Consider the following 18,224-nt stretch of genomic DNA (forward strand, 5'->3'; position numbering starts at 1 on the left):
ATAAAAAGGGGGATTAGTTGATGAAAAAAACTTTTTTCTTACTGGTGTTAGGCTTGTTTTGCCTTCTTCCACTCTCTGTTTTTGCCATTGATTTCAAGATAAACTCTTATCAAGGAGATTTGTATATTCATGCAGACAATACGGCAGAATTTAGACAAAAGATAGTTTATCAGTTTGAGGAGGACTTTAAGGGCCAAATCGTGGGACTTGGACGTGCAGGTAAGATGCCTAGTGGATTTGACATTGATCCTCATCCAAAGGTTCAGGCTGCGAAAAACGGTGCTGAACTGACAGACGTTACTAGCGAAGTGACAGAAGAGGCGAATGGTTATACTGTGAAAGTCTACAATTCAGGTCAGGAGGGTGACATAGTTGAAGTTGACCTCACATGGAATTTAAAAAATTTGCTTTTTCTATATGATGACATCGCTGAATTAAATTGGCAACCTCTGACAGATAGTTCAGGAACTATTGGAAAGTTTGAATTTCATGTAAGGGGAGACAAGGGGGCTGAAAAACTCTTTTTCCATACAGGGAAACTTTTTAGAGAGGGAACGATTGAAAAGAGTAACCTTGATTATACTATCCGTTTAGACAATCTCCCGCCTAAGCGTGGAGTTGAATTGCATGCCTACTGGCCTCGAACTAATTTTGCTAGCGCTAGGGATCAGGGATTGAAAGGAAATCGTTTAGAAGAATTTAATAAGATAGAAGACTCGATTGTTAAAGAAAAAGAGCAAAGTAAACAACTTGTTACTTGGGTCTTCCCTTCCATACTTTCCATATCCTTGTTATTGAGTGTCTGCTTCTATTTTATTTATAGAAGAAAGACCACTTCTTCAGTCAAATATGCCAAAAATCATCGTCTCTATGAACCACCAATGGAATTAGAGCCTATGGTTTTATCAGAGGCGGTTTACTCGACCTCCTTGGAGGAAGTGAGTCCCTTGGTCAAGGGAGCTGGAAAATTCACCTTTGATCAACTTATTCAAGCTACCTTGCTAGATGTGATAGACCGTGGAAATGTCTCTATCATTTCAGAAGGAGATGCAGTTGGTTTGAGGCTAGTAAAAGAAGATGGTTTGTCAAGCTTTGAGAAAGACTGTCTAAATCTGGCCTTTTCAGGCAAAAAAGAAGAAACTCTTTCCAATTTGTTTGCGGACTACAAGGTATCTGATAGTCTTTATCGTGGAGCAAAAGTCTCTGATGAAAAACGGATTCAAGCAAGAGGGCTTCAACTCAAATCTTCTTTTGAAGAAGTATTGAAAGAGATGCAAGAAGGGGTGAAAAATCGAGTTTCTTTCTGGGGGCTTCCGGATTATTATCGTCCCTTGACTGGTGGAGAAAAGGCCTTGCAAGTGGGGATGGGACTCTCTACTATCCTACCCCTATTTATCGGATTTGGTTTGTTCTTGTACAGTTTGGATGTTTATGGCTATCTTTTCCTCCCCTTGCCTATACTTGGTTTTCTAGGTTTGGTTTTGGCTGTTTTCTATTATTGGAAGCTTCGGCTAGATAATCGTGATGGTGTCCTAAATGAAGCAGGAGCAGAAGTCTACTATCTCTGGACCAGTTTTGAAAATATGTTGCGTGAGATTGCACGATTGGATCAGGCTGAATTGGAAAGTATTGTGGTCTGGAATCGCCTCTTGGTCTATGCGACCTTATTTGGCTATGCAGACAAGGTCAGTCATTTGATGAAGGTTCATCATATTCAAGTGGAAAATCCAGATATCAACCTCTATGTAGCTTATGGCTGGCACAGTATGTTTTATCATTCAAGCGCGCAAATGAGCCATTATGCAAATGTCGCAAATACAGCAAGTACCTACTCCGTATCTTCTGGAAGTGGAAGTTCTGGCGGAGGCTTCTCTGGAGGCGGAGGTGGCGGCAGTATCGGCGCCTTTTAAAGAGAGCTATCACTGGCTGAAAAAATATGCTATAATGGAAGATAGAAAAAGGAGTAATCTATGTATCTTATTGAAATTTTAAAATCTATCTTCTTCGGTATTGTTGAAGGAATTACGGAATGGTTGCCGATTTCCAGTACAGGTCACTTGATTTTAGCAGAGGAGTTTATCCAATACCAAAATCAGAATGAATCTTTTATGTCCATGTTTAATGTTGTGATTCAGCTTGGTGCGATTTTAGCGGTTATGGTCATTTACTTTAACAAGCTCAATCCTTTCAAACCGACTAAGGACAAGCAGGAAGTTCGTAAGACTTGGAGACTGTGGTTGAAGGTCTTGGTTGCCACTTTACCTTTGCTTGCAGTATTTAAGTTTGATGATTGGTTTGATACTCACTTCCATAATATGGTTTCAGTTGCTCTCATGTTGATTATTTATGGGATTGCCTTTATCTATTTGGAAAAGAGAAATAAAGCTCGTGCTATTGAACCAAGTGTAACAGAGTTGGACAAGCTTCCTTATACGACAGCCTTCTATATCGGACTCTTCCAAGTTCTTGCTCTTTTACCAGGGACTAGCCGTTCAGGAGCAACGATTGTCGGTGGTTTGTTGAATGGAACTAGTCGTTCTGTTGTGACAGAATTTACCTTCTATCTTGGAATTCCAGTTATGTTTGGAGCTAGCGCATTAAAGATTTTCAAATTTATAAAAGCAGGACAGCTCTTGGACTTCGGGCAATTGTTCTTGCTCTTGGTTGCCATGGGAGTAGCTTTCGCAGTCAGCATGGTCGCTATTCGTTTCTTGACCAGCTATGTGAAAAAACACGACTTCACCCTTTTCGGTAAATACCGTATCGTGCTTGGTAGTATCTTGCTACTTTATAGCTTTGTCCGTTTATTTGTATAAGAAAAACCTTGAAGAGTTAGCTCTTCAAGGTTTTAAAATCCAGTCACGGTAATCCCCAACAGGCGGACACCTCTTTCTTTCTCGCTTAATTCTTCATAGAGTTGCAGGGCTATTTGGCTTATCTGACTAGCATCCTGTGTTTTTTGAGTCAGACTTTTTCGTTTAGTAAGAGTTGAAAAGTCCTTGTAGCGGATTTTCAAAATGACAATTTTTCCAGCTTTGTCTTGCTGATTGAGATTGAGAGCGACTCTTTCTGATAGGAGAGTCAGTTCTTTTTTGATGTCTTCCTCGGCACGGAGAATCTTTCCATAGGTTTTCTCCTTGCCGATTGACTTACGGATGCGATTGGATTTGACTGGAGAGTTGTGAATGCCACGAGCCTTTCGATACAGGTCATAGCCCAGTCTGCCAAAGCGGTCTATCAGAGTCACTTCAGGAACTTCAAGTAGGTCTGCGCCAGTAAAAACACCCATTTGATTCAGACGTTCTACCGTCTTTTTTCCTACTCCATGAAACTTGGAAATATCCATTTGTTTGAGAAAATCTTCAGCTTGTTCAGGTAAAATCACTGTTAAACCATGTGGTTTTTGATAATCACTCGCCATTTTAGCTAAGAATTTGTTGTAAGAAACACCGGCAGAAGCAGTTAGATGAAGTTCTTGCCAGATATCCTCTTGAATGAGACGAGCAATTTTGACGGCTGACTTGATGCCGAGTTTATTTTCTGTTACATCCAAATAGGCTTCGTCAATACTCATAGGTTCAATCAAATCTGTATAGCGCTTAAAGATAGTTCGAATTTGGAGTCCCACAGATTTGTATTTTTCATAATTCCCTGAGATAAAGACGGCCTGGGGGCAACGCTCATAAGCTTCCTTGGAACTCATGGCTGAATGGACACCAAAAGCTCGTGCCTCATAGCTACAAGTGGAAACGACACCACGTCCACCTGTTTGCCGAGGGTCACTGCCGATAATGACAGGTTTTCCTCTGAGTTTAGGATTATCCCTGATTTCTACCGCAGCAAAAAAGGCGTCCATGTCAATATGGATGATTTTTCTTGACAAATCATTTAACAAAGGAAAAATCAACATACCTAGCACCTTTTTACTACTTATTTTCTTTTATTATACCCTTTTTTCTGAAAAAAAGAAAAAAGGACTTTATTTTTTCAAAAATATAATACAGTTTGGGGCAAAATATAGACTGTTTTAGAAAAGAAAGTGTAAAAACAGGGATTTTTCGCTTGTTGAAATCGGTTACTGTATGGTATACTTGTCTCATGAATGTAACAGATGACTGTTACTAGAAAGAAAAAAGAGGACATTAACATGGTTGTTAAGACAGTTGTTGAAGCACAAGATATTTTTGATAAAGCTTGGGAAGGCTTCAAAGGCGTAGATTGGAAAGAAAAAGCAAGTGTATCACGCTTCGTACAAGCTAACTACACACCTTACGATGGAGACGAAAGCTTCCTTGCAGGACCAACAGAACGTTCACTTCACATCAAAAAAATTGTAGAAGAAACTAAGGCTCACTACGAAGAAACTCGTTTCCCAATGGACACTCGTCCAACATCTATTGCTGACATTCCAGCAGGATTTATCGATAAAGAAAATGAAGTTATCTTTGGTATCCAAAATGACGAACTCTTCAAATTGAACTTCATGCCAAAAGGTGGTATCCGTATGGCTGAAACTACTTTGAAAGAAAATGGATACGAACCAGATCCAGCTGTTCACGAAATCTTTACAAAATACGTAACAACAGTTAACGACGGTATCTTCCGTGCTTACACTTCAAACATCCGTCGCGCTCGTCACGCTCACACTGTAACTGGTCTTCCAGATGCATACTCACGCGGACGTATCATCGGTGTTTACGCACGTCTTGCTCTTTACGGTGCAGACTACTTGATGCAAGAAAAAGTAAACGACTGGAATGCAATCGAAGAAATCGATGAAGAAACAATCCGTCTTCGTGAAGAAATCAATCTTCAATACCAAGCATTGCAACAAGTTGTTCGCTTGGGTGACCTTTACGGAGTTGACGTTCGCAAACCAGCGATGAACGTTAAAGAAGCGATCCAATGGGTTAACATCGCCTTTATGTCTGTCTGCCGTGTTATCAACGGTGCTGCTACATCTCTAGGACGTGTGCCAATCGTATTGGACATCTTTGCAGAACGTGACCTTGCTCGTGGTACATTTACTGAATCAGAAATCCAAGAATTCGTTGATGATTTCGTTATGAAACTTCGTACAGTTAAATTTGCTCGTACAAAAGCTTACGACCAATTGTACTCAGGTGACCCAACATTCATCACAACTTCTATGGCTGGTATGGGTAACGACGGTCGTCACCGTGTTACTAAGATGGACTACCGTTTCTTGAACACTCTTGACAACATCGGTAACTCACCAGAACCAAACTTGACAGTTCTTTGGACTGACAAATTGCCATACAACTTCCGTCGCTACTGTATGCACATGAGCCACAAACACTCTTCTATCCAATACGAAGGTGTAACAACAATGGCTAAAGACGGATATGGTGAAATGAGCTGTATCTCATGCTGTGTGTCTCCACTTGACCCAGAAAATGAAGAACAACGCCACAACATCCAGTACTTCGGTGCTCGTGTAAACGTATTGAAAGCTCTTCTTACTGGTTTGAACGGTGGTTACGACGATGTTCACAAAGACTACAAAGTATTTGACATCGAACCAATCCGTGACGAAGTTCTTGAATTTGAATCAGTTAAAGCTAACTTTGAAAAATCTCTTGACTGGTTGACTGACACTTATGTAGATGCTTTGAACATCATCCACTACATGACTGATAAGTACAACTACGAAGCTGTTCAAATGGCCTTCTTGCCAACTAAACAACGTGCTAACATGGGATTTGGTATCTGTGGATTTGCTAACACTGTTGATACATTGTCAGCTATCAAATACGCTACAGTTAAACCAATCCGTGACGAAAATGGCTACATCTACGATTACGAAACAATCGGTGAATACCCACGTTGGGGTGAAGATGACCCACGTTCAAACGAATTGGCAGAATGGTTGATTGAAGCTTACACAACTCGTCTACGTAGCCACAAACTTTACAAAGATGCAGAAGCTACAGTTTCACTTTTGACAATCACATCTAACGTTGCTTACTCTAAACAAACTGGTAACTCACCAGTTCACAAAGGTGTATACCTCAACGAAGATGGTTCTGTGAACTTGTCTAAACTTGAATTCTTCTCACCAGGTGCTAACCCATCTAATAAAGCTAAAGGTGGATGGTTGCAAAACTTGAACTCACTTTCTAGCCTTGACTTTAGTTATGCAGCTGATGGTATCTCATTGACTACTCAGGTTTCTCCACGTGCTCTTGGTAAGACTCGTGATGAACAAGTTGATAACTTGGTAACAATCCTTGATGGTTACTTCGAAAACGGTGGACAACACGTTAACTTGAACGTTATGGACTTGAACGATGTTTACGAAAAGATTATGTCTGGTGAAGATGTTATCGTACGTATCTCTGGATACTGTGTAAACACTAAATACCTCACTCCAGAACAAAAAACTGAATTGACACAACGTGTCTTCCACGAAGTTCTTTCAATGGATGATGCCTTGGATGCATTGAGCTAATCAAGTTCTTGAATAATGAAAAGAAACCCTCGGTCAAACGACTGAGGGTTGTTTTTGGGCTCTTACATTCCTTGAGTCAGGTACTGAAATGTCTGACCGAGATTCAAAGATACTTGTTGAGTTGCGGGAGGTATTTGATACTCAATGAAAATCAAAGAGCAAACTAGGAAGCTAGCCGCAGGTTGCTCAAAGCACTGCTTTGAGGTTGTAGATAAGACTGACGAAGTCAGTTACATATTTCTACGGCAAGGCGAAGCTGACGTGGTTTGAATTTTATTTTCGAAGAGTATGAAAATAAAAACACCACACTTTGTTAGATACAAGGTGTGGTTGTGTTTTATCTCTTAGACCAAGTTCTCTTCATAAAGAGAAGTAGGATTGGGTATATCTCTAAGCGTCCTGCAATCATTGCAAAGGATAGAAGAATTTTTGAGATAGGACTAAAGATTGAGAAGCTAGAAGTGGTTCCTAGAATAGGTCCGATATTATTGAAACAGCTAAAGACAGCGCTAGTCACAACCAGAAAATCATTGCTATCTAAGCTGACAATAAAGATAAGCGCTAGCAAAATCATAGAATAGATGACAAAGTATTTGAGAATTTTATGCTGGGTATCTTTGTCAATCACCGTTTTATTAACATGGAGGGTCAAAACACGGTGGGGCGATAGGATTGACAAAATTTGATTTTTGGCAATTTTTGAAAGGATAAGGCCTCGAATAACCTTGAGTCCACCTGCGGTTGAACCAGCAGAACCACCGATTCCCATGAGGAAGAGAAGGATAAACTGGGAGAAGAGGGGCCAGTTGGTAATATCTCCGTAACCAAAACCAGTCGTTGTAATGATATTGGAAACCTGGAAGAAGGCCATTTCAAAACTCTTGGAAAATCCTGGGTAGAGATAGAGGGTATTAAGGCTAATCAAGCCTGTAGAAACCAGCACGATGACCAAGTAAGCTCGAAGTTCTTCGTCACCAAAGAAGGCCTTGACGCGACGGAGCATGAGGTAGTAGTAGAGATTGAAATTTACCCCAAAAACCAAAACTCCAATACTAACCAGATAGGTAATTAGTGAGCTACCATAGTGGGCAATTCCATCGTTATAGACGGTAAAGCCCCCAGTTCCCGCTGTCCCCATGGCAATGACAAAACTATCAAATAGGGGCATGCCAGCCAGATAATAGATGATGACAAAGAGGGAGAAGAGAGCTAGATAAAGGAGATAGAGAATCTGGGCAGTGTTTTTTAGTTTGGATACAACCTTGCCAAAAACAGGGCCAGGAACCTCAGCCTTCATCACTTCTAGGTGACTATTCTTGGCATTGTCCATAATAGCAAGTGCAAAAACAAGCACTCCCATCCCTCCAATCAAGTGGGTAAAACTTCGCCAGAAGAGGAGGGAACGACTGAGAACCGAAACGTCGTTCAGAATGGTTGCTCCAGTTGTTGTAAAGCCAGAACTGATTTCAAAAAAGGCATCGATAACGCTGGGAATTTGCCCAGCAAAAACAAAGGGGAGACCTCCAAAGAAGGACCAAAGGATCCAACAGAGGGCCACAATCAAGATTCCCTCCTTGGCATAAATCCGTTGGTTTTTTGGCTTTTGTAAAATTCCTGAACCGCCTAGTAATACGAGAATCCCTATTGTTGAAAAGAGGGCCGTAAAGACTTGACTCGATTCACGGTAATAGACAGCGACAGACACAGGAACTAAAAGAAGAACAGCTTCGATCAAAAGTAATTTTGAAAGGAGGTAGCGAATCATACTTTTATTCATTTCTTACCTCGCGATCAAGTCATAAATCTTGGTGATGTTTGGCAACAAAGTTGTTACTAGGAGCTTGTCTCCAACTTCCAGCATATCCTCCCCAGTAGGGAAAATAGTCTTGCCTTTTCGAATGATAGCTGCAATAAGAACCCCTTTTTTCAGTTTGAGTTGAGAAAGAGGTTTGGCAGTCATCTTATTAGCTTCCTTGATATGGAATTGCAGGGTTTCGATTTGGCCATTGGCTAGATGGTGCATGGCTTGAAGGTCTGAATACTGGGCATTAACACGACCACGAATAAAGTGCATGATTGTATCTACAGCGATGCTTTTAGGTGTGATGATACTTGAAAAATCAGGCGCATTGATAATCTCGAGGAGACTGGTACGATTGACCTTGGTGATATTTTTTTGTACACCTACCCTGTCAAGGAACATAGAGGTAATCAGATTTTCCTCATCGACCCCTGTTAGAGTCGCAACGGCATCATAGTTTTGAGCACTTTCTTCCAGCAGGATATCTTTTGCGGTACCATCTCCTTGAACGATATAGAGATTTGGAAATTTTTCGCTAAAGAAGCTAGCGATTTCAGGATTGATTTCAATAACCTTGGTATCGATACGACTGTCTTTGAGGATACCTAGTAGATAATAGGCAATTCTCCCAGCCCCGACGATGAGAAGGCTTTTCACGGCACGAGATTTAAAATAATTATGGAAGAGCATCATATCAACACGGTTACCAGTGACAAAGATTCTATCTTTATCCTGTATGGTCATGTCACCACTTGGGATGATAATTTGATGATCCCTCTCTATCGCACAGACAATGACATTGCCGAATTTTTTCCGAAAATCAGAAATGGGCATTTGGCAAAGACCACTGGAGGATTTAACAGTGAATTCCATCAAGCTGACCCGTCCACCAAAGAAACGTTCGACAGATAGGGCGTTGGGAAAGTCAATGATATTTGCGATAGCGCGGGCAGCCAAGAGCTCAGGATTTACGATAAGAGAAAAGCCGAGAATATTCTTTTCTTTGAAATAAGAGTTAGAGTATTCAGGATTTCGCACCCGAACGATGGTTTCTTTAGCCCCCATTTTTTTGGCTAGAACGGCTGCAATCATGTTTACTTCATCGTATTCAGTCAAGGCGATAAAGATATCGCAATCCTGAACACTGGCTTGCTCAAGGATGGTGAAATCGGCCCCGTTACCAAGAATCCCCATGATATCAAAGCGATTGACAATATGATTGAGGACGGCTTCGTCTTGCTCAATCAGCAAAACATCATGTTTTTCTGCAACCAAGGAGCGACAGAGGGCAGAACCAACTTTTCCCCCTCCGACAAGGATAATTTTCATAATAAAACCTACTTCTTCATTATGTAACTATCATACCTTTTTTCAAGAAAAAATGCACCTACTAGCTAATAACAAGAGCTTTTAGTGAAATTTTGCTATAAGGTAAAACTATACCCTAACCAATTGAAATAGCTATTAGCGACTTTTTAGAAAATATGGTATGATAAAGGATACACAAGGAGATAAAATGAATAATAATTTACTGGTATTACAATCAGACTTTGGTCTGGTTGATGGTGCGGTATCGGCTATGATTGGAGTGGCTTTAGAAGAATCTCCAACCTTAAAAATTCATCACTTGACGCACGATATCACGCCTTATAATATTTTTGAGGGGAGTTACCGTCTCTTTCAGACGGTGGATTACTGGCCTGAGGGAACGACATTTGTATCGGTGGTCGATCCAGGTGTCGGCTCGAAACGTAAGAGTGTGGTTGCCAAGACTGCAAAAAATCAATACATTGTCACACCAGATAATGGGACGCTTTCTTTTATCAAGAAACACGTTGGCATTGTAGCTATTCGTGAAATTTCTGAAGTGGCCAATAGACGTCAAAACACAGAGCATTCTTATACCTTCCACGGTCGTGATGTCTATGCCTATACTGGTGCTAAACTGGCCAGTGGTCACATTACTTTTGAGGAAGTGGGGCCAGAGCTCAGTGTGGATCAGATTGTGGAGCTTCCAGTCGTAGAGACCATCGTTGAAGACCATTTGGTGAAGGGAGCTATTGATATTCTGGATGTACGTTTTGGTTCGCTTTGGACCTCTATCACGCGAGAAGAATTTTACAAGCTGGAACCAGCATTCGGTGACCGTTTTGAGGTGACTATCTATCATGCAGATATGCTGGTCTATCAAAATCAGGTTGTTTATGGCAAATCATTTGCAGATGTGAGAATTGGGCAACCCATCCTTTACATCAACTCTCTCTATCGTTTAGGTCTGGCTATCAACCAAGGTTCCTTTGCCAAGGCCTATAATGTGGGTGTCGGTTCATCTTGGACCATTGAAATAAAGAAAATAGAATCATAAAATAGGAGAATATAGATGAAAAATCAATCAATTAAACAAGTTGTTGCTATCGGTGTTGGAGCTGCGCTCTTTGTTGTCATCGGGATGATCAGCATTCCGACACCTGTTCCAAATACAAGCATCCAGCTTCAGTATGCGGTACAGAGCCTCTTGTCTATCATTTTTGGCCCTCTAGTGGGATTACTTGTTGGTTTAATTGGTCATGCAGTGAAGGACTCTCTTGCTGGCTACGGCCTTTGGTGGACTTGGATTATTGCTAGTGGTCTCTTTGGTCTAGCCGTCGGACTCTTTAGAAAATACATTCGAGTAACACAGGGTGTTTTTGAGTTGAAGGATATTGTCCTCTTTAACCTCATTCAGATTGTTGCAAATGCCCTTGTTTGGGGTGTCTTGGCACCACTTGGAGATGTGGTGATTTATCAAGAAGCGGCAGAAAAAGTATTTGCCCAAGGGATTGTTGCGGGAATTGCTAATGCTGTAACTGTAGCTATCGCAGGGACCCTTCTCTTGCTAGCTTATTCACGTACGCAGACTCGTTCAGGAAGTTTGAAAAAGGATTAATATAAGGAAAAAGGCTGGGGAACCAGTCTTTTTGCTGTTTATAGGCTAGTCGGGTAAGCAATTTAGGCTAGGAATCTTGTTGGCGCTAAGTTTTTAAGAGAAGAGTCTGCAAGAAGGGCTTGATTTATGATAAAATAGAAGTCTAATACTCTGCGAAAATCTAATTCAAACCGCGTCAGCTCTATCTGCAACCTCAAAACAGTGTTTTGAGCAACCTACGGCTAGCTTTTTGGTTTGCTCTTTGATTTTCATTGAGTAGAAGAAGCGAATGAAGAGAGTAAGATGAAAGAAGCTATAATTGAGTGGAAGGATTTCTCTTTCCAGTATGAAACACAACAAGAACCGACCTTGCAAGGGGTGGACTTGACTATTTATAAGGGAGAGAAAGTCTTAATTGTTGGGCCATCTGGGTCAGGCAAGTCTACCTTGGGTCAGTGTTTGAATGGGATTATTCCCAATATTTACAAGGGTCAGACGTCTGGAGAATTTTTGATTAAGGGGCAAGCAGCCTTTGATATGAGCATCTATGATAAGTCTCATCTGGTCAGCACAGTTTTGCAGGATACAGATGGGCAGTTTATCGGCCTGTCTGTGGCAGAGGATTTGGCTTTTGCTCTGGAAAATGATGTAACAGCTTTAGAGGAGATGAAAAGTCGTGTTCATAAATGGGCTGAAAAGCTGGACCTTCTTTCTTTACTGTCTCAGCGTCCCCAGGATTTGTCAGGTGGACAAAAGCAGCGAGTCAGTCTAGCTGGTGTTTTGATTGATGAGAGTCCGATTCTTTTGTTTGATGAGCCACTCGCCAACCTGGATCCCAAGTCAGGTCAGGATATTATCGAATTGATTGACCAGATTCATAAGGAAGAAGGAACGACGACTCTTATTATCGAGCACCGTTTGGAGGATGTTTTGCATCGCCCTGTCGATCGGATTGTCTTGATAAACGATGGTCGTATTCTCTTTAATGGGTGCCCTGACCAGCTACTGGAGACTGATTTATTGACCCAAAATGGAATCCGAGAACCCCTTTATCTAACCACTCTCCGTCAATTAGGTGTGGATTTGGCCAAGGAAGAACAATTAGCAGATCTGGATAACTTGTCTATCTCAAAAGGTCAGGTTCAGTTGCAGAATGAACTGGTAAAAGAAACCCCAGAATTGCAGTCACTCTTTAAATTAGAGGATCTGTCTTTTTCTTATGATGATAGACCGATTTTAAAATCCATTTATCTGGATATTAAAAAGGGTGAAAAGATTGCCATTGTCGGAAAAAATGGAGCAGGGAAATCAACCCTAGCCAAGGCCTTAAGTAGCTTTATTCAGACTGAAGGTCGCTATCTTTGGGAAGAGCAGGATATAAAAGGAGATTCGGTAGCAGAACGGGCGGAACGAGTAGGCTATGTGCTGCAAAATCCCAATCAAATGATTTCAACCAATATGATTTTTGATGAGGTGGCTCTGGGACTTCGTTTGCGAGGTGTGGACGAGCAGGAAATTGAAACGAGAGTCTATGAAACTTTGAAAATCTGTGGTCTCTATGAATTCCGTAATTGGCCTATTTCTGCCCTGTCATTTGGTCAGAAAAAACGTGTGACTATTGCATCGATTTTGGTCTTAGGAGCTGAAATTATCCTCTTAGATGAACCGACAGCGGGTCAAGACCAGAAGAACTATACTGAGATTATGGAATTTCTCGAAGAGTTGCATCAAAAAGGGCATACCATTGTCATGATTACCCATGATATGCAATTGATGCTGGATTATTCAGACCGGGCCCTTGTCATGGTGGATGGGGAACTGATTGCCGATACCGATCCAGCTAGTCTGTTGAGCAATCCTGAGCTGTTAGTAAAAGCCAATCTCAAAGAAACTTCTATCTTCAACTTGGCTAAGAAACTAGATGTGGATCCGCTTGCTTTAACGGCATTTTACAAAGAAAGGAGAGAAGAATGCAAGCTAAATTAATCGGTTACCAGCATAGAGATACTGTGATTCATCGCTTGTCAGGTGCTGGGAAACTCCTCTTTTTCATTCTCGTGTCATTGGCTGCCATGATTAGCTATGATACCAGACTGCTTGTTCTGATTGCTGCTTTTTCGGTCTTTCTCCTCTATTTGTCAGAAATCCGTTTTAAAGATGTTTCCTTTGTAGCCGTTTTTGCGACGGTATTTGCCGTTTTAAACGTTTTGATGGTCTATCTCTTTTCTCCCGAGTATGGGGTTGGACTTTATGGAGAGAGAAGTGTGATTTGGCAGGGAATCGGTGCCTACACTCTGACCAGCCAAGAGCTCTTTTACCTGCTAAATTTGGCTATTAAGTACCTTTGCACTATTCCTCTGGCTATTATCTTTTTGATGACAACCCACCCTAGTCAGTTTGCTTCCAGTTTAAATCAAATTGGTGTGCCCTATAAGATTGCCTATTCTGTCAGTCTGACCTTGCGCTATATTCCAGATTTGCAGGAAGAATTCTTTACTATCAAGATGTCTCAGGAGGCGCGTGGGATGGAATTATCTAAGAAAGCTTCTCTTATGCAACGAATCAAAGGCAATCTGCGCATTATTACTCCCTTGATTTTTAGCTCGTTAGAACGCATTGATACCATCGCTACAGCTATGGAGCTTCGACGCTTTGGGAAAGAGAAAAAACGCACTTGGTATAGTTATCAGACCTTGAAAAAAGGAGACTATCTTACCTTGCTCTTGGCAGCCTTGTTTTTAGTAGCTAGTTTGTTACTTATCTTGCAGAATCAGGGACGATTTTACAACCCTTGGAAATAGCTTGAAAAAATCAAAAAAATCAAGTCGTTTCTATTGACAATGATTCTGAAAGTGTTATACTAAGAAAGTAGTTTCGCTGATTTACTTCAAACCTGTTGTGAGGTAAGTTAACGATGCCTTAACCACGCTGTTTGCTGAGCTTGACTCCGGGCAGTGTGGCTATTTTTTTGCAATGGTGAAAGGAAGCAAGTCATGACAAATCACATTGTATTATTTGAGCCTCAAATTCCACAAAATACAGGCAATATCGCGCGTACTTGCGCTGCGACCAATTCTCCCCTCCACATCATCAAGCCAATGGGCTTTCCTATTGACGACCGCAAGATGAAGCGAGCTGGATTGGATTATTGGGATAAACTAGAGATTTATTTTTACGAGAGTTTGGAGGATTTCATGTCTCAGATGAAGGGCAAACTCTATCTGATTTCTAAATTCGCAGAAAAAGTCTATTCTGAGGTGGATTTATCGACTGACGAAGACCATTATTTTCTTTTTGGACGTGAAGACAAGGGCTTGCCGGAGGACTTTATGCGAGAACATCCTGAGAAAGCTCTCCGTATTCCTATGAATGATGAACATGTCCGCAGTCTCAATGTGTCTAATACCGTCTGCATGATTGTCTATGAGGCTCTTCGCCAGCAGAACTTTGCAGGTCTTGAGCTTGTTCATACCTATGAAGTGGATAAATTGAAATAAAAAATGAAAATGAAAATGAACAAAATGCTTGCGCTTGCAAGCGTTTTTTGTTATGATAAAAGAGTCTTCAGGGCAGGGTGAAATTCCCGACCGGCGGTAAATTTGACTAGCTATTTTAGCTTTCTCGTCGTTGTCTTGTCTCGATATACTTTAAGTATTATCTTCGACTGCGACGCCTAGATAAATCTAAAATATCTTAGCCAAATAAGTCCGCGAGCGCAAGCTGATGTGGTGAGATTCCACAACCGACAGTATAGTCTGGATGGGAGAAGACGAAAGAATAGCTTTGTCTGTTCTGATAGATTTATAGCTAAACTGTAACCGCTTGCTTGAATTTCCTTAATAGAGTGAGAGGGGACTTTTGGGATATAAAAAGTGAGAATAGATAGAGGAATCCTTTCTAACTTCTTCTGATTTTATAGAAAATTGGAGGAACCTGTTATGACAAACACACGTCGACTTTCGACCATTGCGATTTTATCAGCCATCTCATTTGTGCTGATGTACTTTGACTTTCCGCTTTTGCCAGCGGCGTCCTTCCTCAAGATCGAATTTAGTATCTTGCCAGTCCTTGTGGGTCTGGTGGTCATGGATTTGCCTGCTGCTCTAGGAATTCTCTTGCTTCGCTCACTATTGAAATTGCTTCTTAACAGCCAGGGAGTGAATACTTACATTGGCTTGCCAATGAATATCGTAGCTTTAGGAGTTTTTGTCATCGTATTTGCTTTGATTTGGAAAAAGGAACGGACAACCCTTCGTTTCCTACTAGGCTCTCTAGCTGGAACTATTGGTTTAACCGTGGCTATGTTGGTTCTCAACTATGTTTATGCTGTTCCTTTGTACGCTAAGTTTGCTAACTTTGATATTGGAAAAATTTTGGGACTTTCCAACTACCTAATGACCATGGTATTACCTTTTAACTTGATTGAGGGTGTAATCTTTTCCGTTTCATTCTGGTTGTTGTACGTCCTTTTGAAACCAACCTTAAAACACTATGAAAGATAAACAAACATTTTTAATGAAGGGCAGTTTTGCCCTTTTACTTTTCGTTATTCTTGGCTACATGGTCAAATTTTACCCTGAAACGCTGGTCGGTTTTGACCAACCGATACAGACAACCGTTCGAGGAGACTTGCCAGATTATTTGACTACTCTCTTCCGAGCCATTACACGCCTGATTGATATCCCAGTGATTATCACCTGGGTTGCCATCGCAGCCTTTGTCTTTTATCGTAAAAGATGGAAGATAGAAAGTTTCTTCATGCTGGGAAATCTGGCTTTGGCAGGTCTTTTAATCGTGACCTTTAAAAATATCTACCAGCGCCCACGACCAGCTATTTTACACTTGGTTGAGGAGAAGGGATTTTCCTTTCCAAGTGGCCATTCTCTGGCTGTAACCTTGATGGTCGGTTCTCTGATTGTCATTCTCAGTCAACGGATGAGAAATCCAGTCTGGAGAAAAATCGTACAAATCGTCCTTGGCCTTTACTTAGTCAGTGTGTTGGTATCAAGGGTCTATCTGGGAGTTCACTATCCATCAGACGTCTTTGCCAGTCTCTGTGTGGGTTTGGGAGTCCTGTTTATAGAGTTTCCCTTCTATGACAAGCTCCGCTTCCAATGGCGATTCAAAGGCAAACAGAAGTGAGATAGGTCTTGCAAGAATGGTAAAAATCTGATAAACTAAGTAGTAATTGAATAGAAATCCGCAAGACTAGTAACTCAAGGGAAGTATATCAGGGAGGAGAGCCGTGACTGTAAGCTCTCTATATGAAAGCTGGGTGAATTCACTTGCGCATGGATTTAGAAATGAAGGTCTGACTTGTCAGATGAAAACGGATGGTACCGCGTGTCAACGCTCCGAGTGGAGTTTTTGGCATGTGGTTTTCTTTTTATCTACGAGAGACTGATGGAGGAATTATGTCAACTATTGAAGAACAATTAAAAGCGCTTCGTGAAGAAACGCTGGCTAGCTTGAAGCAGATTACTGCTGAAAATGAAAAAGAGATGCAAGATTTGCGTGTCTCTGTCCTTGGTAAAAAGGGTTCGCTCACTGAAATCCTCAAAGGGATGAAAGATGTTTCTGCTGAGATGCGTCCAATCATTGGGAAACACGTTAATGAAGCGCGCGATGTCTTGACAGCTGCTTTTGAAGAAACAGCTAAGCTCTTGGAAGAAAAGAAAGTCGCGGTTCAACTTGCTAGTGAGAGCATCGATGTGACGCTTCCAGGTCGTCCAGTTGCTACTGGTCACCGTCATGTTTTGACACAAACTAGTGAAGAAATCGAAGATATTTTCATTGGGATGGGTTACCAAGTCGTGGATGGTTTTGAAGTGGAGCAAGACTACTATAACTTTGAGCGTATGAACCTTCCAAAAGACCACCCAGCTCGTGATATGCAGGATACTTTCTATATCACTGAAGAAATCTTGCTCCGTACCCACACGTCTCCAGTGCAGGCGCGTGCTATGGATGCCCATGATTTCTCTAAAGGTCCTTTGAAGATGATCTCACCAGGGCGTGTGTTCCGTCGTGACACAGACGATGCGACCCACAGTCACCAGTTCCACCAAATTGAAGGCTTGGTTGTTGGGAAAAATATCTCTATGGCAGACCTTCAAGGAACCCTTCAGTTGATTGTGCAAAAAATGTTCGGTGAAGAGCGTCAGATCCGTCTGCGTCCATCTTACTTCCCATTCACAGAGCCGTCTGTTGAGGTGGATGTTTCTTGCTTCAAGTGTGGTGGAGAAGGCTGTAACGTATGTAAGAAAACTGGTTGGATCGAAATTATGGGTGCCGGTATGGTTCACCCACGTGTCCTTGAAATGAGTGGTATCGATGCGACTGTTTACTCTGGCTTTGCCTTTGGTCTTGGACAAGAGCGTGTAGCCATGCTCCGTTACGGAATCAACGATATCCGTGGCTTCTACCAAGGAGATGTCCGCTTCTCAGAACAGTTTAAATAATGATTAGAAAAGTAGAAATGGCAGATGTTGAGGTGTTGGCTAACATAGCCAAACAAACCTTTCGTGAAACATTTGCTCATGATAATACGGAAGAGCAGTTACAGGAATACTTTGAAGAGGCTTATAGTCTGAGAGTTTTGTCTACTGAGTTGGAAAATCCAGAATCCGAAACCTATTTCATTATGCATGAAGAGGAGATAGCTGGTTTTCTCAAAGTCAACTGGGGAAGTGCTCAGACTGAGAGAAAATTAGAGGATGCTTTTGAAATTCAACGTCTCTATGTGCTACAAAAATTCCAAGGATTTGGATTCGGTAAGCAACTGTTTGAATTCGCTCTTGAACTTGCTACCAAAAATAGTTTTTCTTGGGCTTGGCTAGGTGTTTGGGAGCATAATACAAAAGCTCAAGCATTTTATAATCGATATGGTTTTGAAAAATTTAGCCAACATCATTTTATGGTTGGTCAAAAAGTAGATACGGATTGGTTACTGAGAAAGAAATTAAGGTAAGAAGATGATTCTTCTATTGAAATGATAGGAAAGGAAAAGAACTAGAGTGGCAACTGTCATTCTGGAGAACTAAATT

General features: G+C 41.3%; 15 protein-coding genes and 1 riboswitch. Of the genes, 12 read left to right on the forward strand and 3 right to left on the reverse strand.

The window, feature by feature from the left end:
* Positions 1 to 20: 20 nt before the first annotated feature.
* Positions 21 to 1,910 carry a DUF2207 domain-containing protein gene (locus tag D8848_RS03975; RefSeq protein WP_125443352.1) on the forward strand — a complete coding sequence of 630 codons (1,890 nt, stop codon included), beginning with the start codon at positions 21 to 23 and terminating at the stop codon, positions 1,908 to 1,910.
* Between the two features lie 60 nt (positions 1,911 to 1,970).
* Positions 1,971 to 2,816 carry an undecaprenyl-diphosphate phosphatase gene (locus D8848_RS03985; protein WP_033686332.1) on the forward strand — a complete coding sequence of 282 codons (846 nt, stop codon included), beginning with the start codon at positions 1,971 to 1,973 and terminating at the stop codon, positions 2,814 to 2,816.
* A 32-nt stretch (positions 2,817 to 2,848) separates the two neighbouring features.
* On the opposite strand, the gene dinB is transcribed toward D8848_RS03985, so the two are convergent.
* Positions 2,849 to 3,910 carry a DNA polymerase IV gene (dinB, locus tag D8848_RS03990; protein ID WP_125443354.1) on the reverse strand — a complete coding sequence of 354 codons (1,062 nt, stop codon included), beginning with the start codon at positions 3,908 to 3,910 and terminating at the stop codon, positions 2,849 to 2,851.
* A gap of 237 nt (positions 3,911 to 4,147) precedes the next feature.
* On the opposite strand from dinB, the gene pflB reads away from it, so the two are divergent.
* A complete protein-coding gene (gene pflB, locus D8848_RS03995; RefSeq protein WP_000260631.1) occupies positions 4,148 to 6,472 on the forward strand; it encodes a formate C-acetyltransferase in 2,325 nt (774 codons plus the stop codon).
* 337 nt (positions 6,473 to 6,809) lie between these two features.
* Here pflB and D8848_RS04000 read toward each other — a convergent pair whose 3' ends face one another.
* Both D8848_RS04000 and trkA read right to left on the reverse strand, forming a co-directional pair.
* Entirely contained in the window at positions 6,810 to 8,249 is a 1,440-nt protein-coding gene (locus tag D8848_RS04000) for a TrkH family potassium uptake protein (RefSeq protein WP_125443355.1), read from the reverse strand.
* A gap of 3 nt (positions 8,250 to 8,252) precedes the next feature.
* Positions 8,253 to 9,602: a Trk system potassium transporter TrkA gene (trkA, locus tag D8848_RS04005; protein WP_000691701.1), complete on the reverse strand. Its 1,350-nt coding sequence runs from the start codon at positions 9,600 to 9,602 to the stop codon at positions 8,253 to 8,255.
* A gap of 187 nt (positions 9,603 to 9,789) precedes the next feature.
* Here trkA and D8848_RS04010 point away from each other — a divergent pair, with 187 nt between their 5' ends.
* The 9 genes from D8848_RS04010 (at position 9,790) to D8848_RS04050 (ending at position 18,148) form a co-directional block, all read left to right on the forward strand.
* Complete coding sequence (locus D8848_RS04010) at positions 9,790 to 10,638, forward strand: SAM hydrolase/SAM-dependent halogenase family protein (protein WP_125443356.1); 849 nt, start codon at positions 9,790 to 9,792, stop codon at positions 10,636 to 10,638.
* A gap of 15 nt (positions 10,639 to 10,653) precedes the next feature.
* Positions 10,654 to 11,199 (forward strand): ECF-type riboflavin transporter substrate-binding protein, encoded by a 546-nt coding sequence (locus D8848_RS04015; RefSeq protein ID WP_125443357.1) that lies wholly within the window; start codon positions 10,654 to 10,656, stop codon positions 11,197 to 11,199.
* Between the two features lie 282 nt (positions 11,200 to 11,481).
* Positions 11,482 to 13,164, forward strand: a complete 1,683-nt coding sequence (locus D8848_RS04020) for an ABC transporter ATP-binding protein (RefSeq protein ID WP_125443358.1) — start codon at positions 11,482 to 11,484, stop codon at positions 13,162 to 13,164.
* Positions 13,149 to 13,979 carry an energy-coupling factor transporter transmembrane component T family protein gene (locus D8848_RS04025; protein WP_125443359.1) on the forward strand — a complete coding sequence of 277 codons (831 nt, stop codon included), beginning with the start codon at positions 13,149 to 13,151 and terminating at the stop codon, positions 13,977 to 13,979. The genes D8848_RS04020 and D8848_RS04025 overlap by 16 nt, the downstream gene beginning before the upstream one ends.
* 192 nt (positions 13,980 to 14,171) lie before the next feature.
* On the forward strand, positions 14,172 to 14,675 hold the full coding sequence (locus D8848_RS04030) for a tRNA (cytidine(34)-2'-O)-methyltransferase (protein WP_000181388.1): 504 nt from the start codon (positions 14,172 to 14,174) through the stop codon (positions 14,673 to 14,675).
* Between the two features lie 59 nt (positions 14,676 to 14,734).
* Positions 14,735 to 14,953, forward strand: a riboswitch (FMN riboswitch).
* A gap of 163 nt (positions 14,954 to 15,116) precedes the next feature.
* Positions 15,117 to 15,680 carry an ECF transporter S component gene (locus tag D8848_RS04035; RefSeq protein WP_000185823.1) on the forward strand — a complete coding sequence of 188 codons (564 nt, stop codon included), beginning with the start codon at positions 15,117 to 15,119 and terminating at the stop codon, positions 15,678 to 15,680.
* Positions 15,670 to 16,320: a phosphatase PAP2 family protein gene (locus tag D8848_RS04040; RefSeq protein WP_125443360.1), complete on the forward strand. Its 651-nt coding sequence runs from the start codon at positions 15,670 to 15,672 to the stop codon at positions 16,318 to 16,320. The genes D8848_RS04035 and D8848_RS04040 overlap by 11 nt, the downstream gene beginning before the upstream one ends.
* 272 nt (positions 16,321 to 16,592) lie before the next feature.
* A complete protein-coding gene (gene pheS / locus D8848_RS04045; protein WP_125443361.1) occupies positions 16,593 to 17,639 on the forward strand; it encodes a phenylalanine--tRNA ligase subunit alpha in 1,047 nt (348 codons plus the stop codon).
* The gene (locus tag D8848_RS04050) at positions 17,639 to 18,148 is read left to right on the forward strand and encodes a GNAT family N-acetyltransferase (protein ID WP_125443362.1); all 510 of its coding nucleotides are present in this window, start codon (positions 17,639 to 17,641) and stop codon (positions 18,146 to 18,148) included. The genes pheS and D8848_RS04050 overlap by 1 nt, the downstream gene beginning before the upstream one ends.
* Positions 18,149 to 18,224 lie beyond the last annotated feature (76 nt).

The sequence above is a fragment of the Streptococcus mitis genome, assembly GCF_003942775.1.
Taxonomy (GTDB): domain Bacteria; phylum Bacillota; class Bacilli; order Lactobacillales; family Streptococcaceae; genus Streptococcus; species Streptococcus mitis_CN.